We start from the raw sequence: 2,939 nt of genomic DNA, 5'->3' as shown, positions 1-2,939 counted from the left end.
GACCACGACATTGCCGAGCGTGCCGCGCGGCACTTCGTGGCCAGCATCGTCGAGGATGCGGATGTCATAGCCCGGGATCGGCACGCCGGGCGATCCGTATTTCACCGGCAGCAGCCCGAGACCGGCCGGGTTGATTGTCATCGGCGAGCCGGTCTCGGTCTGCCACCAATGGTCGATCACCGGCCGATCGAGCTTCTGCTCGGCCCATTTGATCGTCTCGGGGTCGGCGCGCTCGCCGGCAAGGAACAGCGTGCGGAACTTCGACAGGTCGTATTTCGGCACGAACTCGCCCTTGGGGTCCTGCCCCTTGATGGCGCGGAACGCGGTCGGCGCGGTGAACAGCGCCACGACGCCATGCTCGGAGATCACCCGCCAATAGGTGCCGGCGTCCGGCGTGCCGATCGGCTTGCCCTCGAACAGCACGCTGGTGCAGCCATGCAGAAGCGGCCCGTAGACGATATAGGAATGGCCGACCACCCAGCCGACGTCGGAAGCCGCCCAGAACACTTCGCCCGGCTTGACGCCGAACTCGTTGTCCATGGTCCATTTCAGCGCGACCATATGGCCGCCATTGTCGCGCACGATGCCCTTCGGCTGGCCGGTCGTGCCGGAGGTGTAGATGATGTAGAGCGGGTCGGTGGCCAGCACCGGCACGCAGTCGACATTGGCGCCAGCGGCGCGCTCGCGGGCGACCGCATCGGCATAGTCGATGTCGTAATTGTCCTTCATCTCGCAGCGCAGTTGCTCGCGCTGCAGGATGAGGCAGGCGTCGGGCTTGTGCTTCGACATCTCGATCGCCTTGTCGAGCAGCGGCTTGTAGGCGACGATGCGACCGGGCTCCAGGCCGCAGGAAGCGCTGACGATCAGCTTCGGCTTGGCGTCGTCGATACGGGTGGCGAGCTCATGCGAGGCGAAGCCTCCGAACACCACCGAATGCACGGCGCCTAGCCTCGCGCAGGCCAGCATCGCGATCGCCGCTTCCGCCACCATCGGCATGTAGATGATGACGCGGTCGCCCTTGCCGACGCCGCGATGCCGCATCACCGAGGCCAGCGCGACCACCTCGCGCTTCAGTTCGGCATAGGTGAATTTCCGGATCGTTCCGGTGATCGCGCTGTCATGGATCAGCGCCAGCTGGTCGGCGCGTCCGCCGGCGACATGGCGGTCGATGGCGTTGTAGCAGGTGTTGCAGGAAGCGCCGACGAACCAGCGGCCATAGACGCCTTGCGCCGGATCGAAGACCTTCTCGGCCGGCTTGTCCCAGTCGATCGCCTTCGCCGCTTCGGCCCAGAACCCTACGGGGTCGCGCTTCCAGCCCTCATAGACTTCGTGATAGCGTGAGGCCATCGACATTCCCTCCCAGGACATTTTTTTGCCGTCTGGGAATAGCCTAAGTCGCTTTCATAGGCCATGTCTTCCTGACTTTCGTCGATATCGCCCGTCAAGCACCTGTCCGGCGCCGCCATGGCGTCGCCGCTCTTGCTGTCCGTGATGTAAGCCGGCTTAGAGCGGCAGCGCCGCCAGCATCAGCCCGACGCCGCCGGCGATCAGGATCGCCGCCGCAAGCGCCTTCCGATGGCGTTCGAACGCCGTCGGAGCCCGTTCCCAGTTGTAACGCATACAGATCATTCCCCCAAAGCCCGGCGGACTCATAGCTTACGCTAGGGCAGGAAGGCAAGACCTCGCTAATATTCGCCCCACGGCGGGCCGCGCGGCACGGCCTGTCGTTCCCTCCGCCGTCCATGGCGATGGACAGCCTCGCGGTCCCGCGCTATTTGCTCCCGGGCGAAGGGGAGCGGGCGCATGGCCGAGATTGGTTCCAAAACGGTGCTTCGGATGGCCGACGATGCGTCGGTGCAGCATGTCGGCGATGGCGCCGTCGTGCTGTTGGCGCGCAGCGGCCAGCTCTACACCTGCAACGACACGACCGAGGCCTTTCTCGACAAGGTTGATGGCGCGCGCAGCCTCGACCAGATCATTGACCTGTTGTCGGACGAATTCGAGGTCGACAAGGCAACGCTCGACGAGGATATGGCCGAATTGGCCGCCGAGTTGGTGGCTGAAGGCATCCTCGCCGACCCGGGCGTGTGATGACCGACGGGCCGGTCCTGCGCGCCCTGTTCCGCGCCCATTTGTGGCTCAGCGCCAGGCTGCTGCCGGTGCTGGTCGGCCGGCGCGATTTTGAAAGCGTGTTGAAACTGGCGCCGCTGCGCTCGCCCGCGCCCTATCGTGACTTGCCCTGGACCTATATCGTCCAGCGCGTTAACCGAACGGTGCGGCGGCCCTGGTTCATGCGCGACCGCAGATGTCTTCGCGAGGGTCTGCTCGGCTTCCGTTTTCTGCGCATGGCCGGTCTCGACCCGGAGCTGCGTTTCGGCGTCGATGCCAAATCGATGCACGAGCCCCGCCTGTCGGCGCATTGCTGGGTCTGCCTCGACGGCAAGCCGGTGGTCAGCGACAGTCAGCCAGGCATGGTGGAAATCTACCGCCATCCGCCCAGCGTGAAGGCGTCCGCTGCTTGAGCGACCGGACAACGACTTTCTTCTACGATCTCAAAGGGCAGGTCATAAGCGTCACTGCCGCCCGCGCCGACCTCTGGCCGAGCTTCGACCTGATGCTCGGCGCGCTGCGTGTGAGCGAGGCTGCCCGGCCCGGCTTTCGTGTCGATATCATCGAAACGCTTGATCTGCAGGAAAACCCTCAAGGGAAATTGGCTTTCGATGGCGAAGTGCCCTTCGACGGCCATTGCCGGATGATCGACGCCGGAGACGTCTTCCACCTCGTCTTTCCAGGTCAGCAGACGCTGTCGATCCTCGACAAGGAAAGCTGCGCCGAAATCCGCGTCCATCCGGACAGCAAGATCAAATGGACGCTGCTGATGATGGTGCTGGATGCCGCGCTCGATGCCGGAGGGCAGCACATGCTGCACACGGCCGGCC

At 64.6% G+C, this 2,939-nt stretch carries 3 protein-coding genes and 1 pseudogene; 3 read left to right on the top strand and 1 reads right to left on the bottom strand.

The genetic code is table 11. The features are described 5' to 3' along the window. Nucleotides 1-1,347, bottom strand: a 1,347-nt coding sequence (locus EOA27_RS30065; RefSeq protein WP_127257939.1) for an AMP-binding protein, incomplete at its 3' end; no start/stop codon positions are given. A gap of 456 nt (nt 1,348-1,803) precedes the next feature. On the opposite strand from EOA27_RS30065, the gene EOA27_RS30060 reads away from it, so the two are divergent. The 3 genes and pseudogenes from EOA27_RS30060 to EOA27_RS30050 all read left to right on the top strand — a co-directional run. Further along, the gene (locus tag EOA27_RS30060; RefSeq protein ID WP_042645095.1) at nt 1,804-2,091 is read left to right on the top strand and encodes a PqqD family protein; all 288 of its coding nucleotides are present in this window, start codon (nt 1,804-1,806) and stop codon (nt 2,089-2,091) included. Continuing rightward, on the top strand, nt 2,091-2,522 hold the full coding sequence (locus tag EOA27_RS30055) for a lasso peptide biosynthesis B2 protein (protein WP_126079783.1): 432 nt from the start codon (nt 2,091-2,093) through the stop codon (nt 2,520-2,522). Before EOA27_RS30060 ends, EOA27_RS30055 begins: the two co-directional genes overlap by 1 nt. Next, nucleotides 2,519-2,939: pseudogene (locus EOA27_RS30050) on the top strand (serine kinase); the annotation flags it as partial. The gene EOA27_RS30055 and the pseudogene EOA27_RS30050, both read left to right, overlap by 4 nt.

Source organism: Mesorhizobium sp. M2A.F.Ca.ET.037.01.1.1 (genome assembly GCF_003998075.1).
Taxonomy (GTDB): Bacteria; Pseudomonadota; Alphaproteobacteria; order Rhizobiales; family Rhizobiaceae; genus Mesorhizobium.
The sequence above is the reverse complement of the archived record's forward strand: the minus strand, read 5'-3'. Positions and strand labels throughout refer to the sequence as shown.

Excerpts from the sequence above, each read along its gene's own strand:
- EOA27_RS30060 (WP_042645095.1), top strand. The coding sequence starts at position 1,804 with ATGGCCGAGATTGGTTCCAAAACGGTGCTTCGGATGGCCGACGATGCG.
- EOA27_RS30055 (WP_126079783.1), top strand. The coding sequence starts at position 2,091 with ATGACCGACGGGCCGGTCCTGCGCGCCCTGTTCCGCGCCCATTTGTGG.